This is a genomic window from Brachyspira pulli (assembly GCF_036997785.1).
Taxonomy (GTDB): domain Bacteria; phylum Spirochaetota; class Brachyspiria; order Brachyspirales; family Brachyspiraceae; genus Brachyspira; species Brachyspira pulli.
In genome coordinates this window covers 1-2,010 of sequence record NZ_JAWLQI010000130.1, presented here as the reverse complement: position 1 = coordinate 2,010, position 2,010 = coordinate 1, and the positions used below count along the sequence as shown (strand labels likewise).

The following is a 2,010-nucleotide window of genomic DNA, read 5'->3' as shown; positions in this document are numbered from 1 at the left end:
CTGTGCAAATAATAAAAAACTTTTATATTTTTTTATTTATGTTATAATTTTTTAATTATTTAATTTTAAAATATAATAGGGGTTATTTATGGCTCATGTTAATAAAACAGAAATAAGAGTAATATATGCAGATACAGATCAAATGGGGGTAGTTTATCATTCAAACTATCTTAGATATTTTGAAATAGGAAGAACTGAGCTTTTACGTGAATTAGGTATTTCATATAGGGATATGGAAGAAAAATATAATATAATGCTTCCTGTAAAAGAGGCTTTTGTAGATTATAAGGTTTCTATTAAGTATGATGAGGTTATAGTGGTTCATACCAGTGTAGAAAAATTAAAAAATGTATCATTAAAGCTTAAATATGAAATAAGAAGCAAGGAAAATGAGAATATATTATATAGTACAGGCTATACTTTACACCCATTTGTAAATAAAAGCGGTGCAATAGTAAAACCAGATAAATATTTATATGATATAATGCTTAAAGGCGTATGATTTTTTATTTGTTAGGGGAATTTTTGTTATGAATTGGCTTAATGTTGTATTAACTGTTCTTTCTTCAGCTAATATGGTTGGAGATTTAGTAAAAAACACTACAATGGAAAATAAAGCTAAAAAATTATATGATAAAATAGATGAAAGAGAAAAAGAAATTGTTGAAAAAATAGAATCAAAAACTAAAAAAGAATTTGAGTATGTATATGCCGAAATTAATTCTTTAAAAATAGTGGTAAGATTTTTATTTTTAATCTCGTTAATATTACTTGTTTTGTTTATAATATCATTGATATTTATTATTTTTGTTCTAAAATATAAGAATATAATTTAATTTTGTGAGTTTTGTATGGCGACTACTGTTAAAAAAAATAAGAAAGCATTGACTTGTTCAGTAATTACTAGAAACGGACCAGTTTTAAGGTCTATGCGTATAGATCATGTAGAAATACCTTCTCATGATGGCTATGTTTCCATACATTTGGATCATTGTCCATATATTGTACGTATAGGTTATGGTGAACTTAGAGTCTACAATGAAGATAATAAACTTATTAATATGTATGTAGAATATGGAATAGCAGAAGTAACTAATAATGTTATTGGTATATTAGTTGAGGAAGCTTTATATCCTAAAGATATAAATGCAGATCTTTTAAAAGAAGAAATCACTAAATTATCTAAACAAATGGTTATTAATGCTGAAGAAGCTAGAAGAAATAATGAAAAAATTGCTAGATTGAATAAGCAAATAGAAATTTCATCAAAATAATATGCTATTGTAATTTTATTATTATCCGACAATTTAGTTGACATATTTTTATAGCTTTCATATAATTAATATGTTAACTAAAAAAATTTAAATTAGATGATTGAATATGCCTAAAATAGAAGATTTAGAAAGATTGGGAAGTATTGCTTTTTTAATAGGAAATAAAGCATTACCAAAAGAAATATCACAAAATGACTATGACCGTTTCAAGTCAGTCTTTACCGATGAACATATGGCTAACTCTATGCCAGCAGAAGATAATGGTTTACCTTCTATTGATGATTTGGATAGCTTGGATTTTGATGATGATGATAGTAATAAAGATGCTTCTGATTCACAAACTCAGAAAGAGCCAGATACATCTGATATAGATAATTTGGATTTACCAGAAGATTTGGGACTAGATGATTTAGATTTACCGGAAGATTTAGGATTAGATGATGATTTAGGTTTACCAGAGGATTTGGGATTAGATGACGATTTATCTTTACCAGAAGTTAAAGAAGATAAAAAAGAGGAAGATCAAAATTCTGCTAATGATTTACAAAATAGTTCAGAAGATATGAAAAATTTGGGAGATTTAGAAGATTTAGATTTATATAATGATGATAAATCTATGGATTCACAGCTTCCAGATAATTTAGGCGAAGAAAAAGCATCAGCTGACATAGACAATTTGGACTTACCGGAGAATGATGAGAAAGTATCAGCAGATATAGACAATTTGGATTTACCG

General features: G+C 26.6%; 3 protein-coding genes and 1 pseudogene. All 4 read left to right on the top strand.

Annotated elements, in window-relative coordinates; all coding sequences use genetic code 11:
* The first annotated feature begins 88 nt into the window (after positions 1-88).
* Entirely contained in the window at positions 89-502 is a 414-nt protein-coding gene (locus R4K56_RS14680; RefSeq protein ID WP_335758423.1) for an acyl-CoA thioesterase, read from the top strand.
* A gap of 28 nt (positions 503-530) precedes the next feature.
* The gene (locus tag R4K56_RS14675; protein ID WP_335760866.1) at positions 531-836 is read left to right on the top strand and encodes a hypothetical protein; all 306 of its coding nucleotides are present in this window, start codon (positions 531-533) and stop codon (positions 834-836) included.
* Between the two features lie 15 nt (positions 837-851).
* A complete protein-coding gene (locus R4K56_RS14670; protein WP_335760865.1) occupies positions 852-1,274 on the top strand; it encodes a F0F1 ATP synthase subunit delta/epsilon in 423 nt (140 codons plus the stop codon).
* A 106-nt stretch (positions 1,275-1,380) separates the two neighbouring features.
* A pseudogene (locus R4K56_RS14665) lies at positions 1,381-2,010 on the top strand (periplasmic flagellar collar protein FlcA); the annotation flags it as partial.

Excerpts from the sequence above, each read along its gene's own strand:
- R4K56_RS14680 (WP_335758423.1), top strand. The coding sequence starts at position 89 with ATGGCTCATGTTAATAAAACAGAAATAAGAGTAATATATGCAGATACA.
- R4K56_RS14675 (WP_335760866.1), top strand. The coding sequence starts at position 531 with ATGAATTGGCTTAATGTTGTATTAACTGTTCTTTCTTCAGCTAATATG.
- R4K56_RS14670 (WP_335760865.1), top strand. The coding sequence starts at position 852 with ATGGCGACTACTGTTAAAAAAAATAAGAAAGCATTGACTTGTTCAGTA.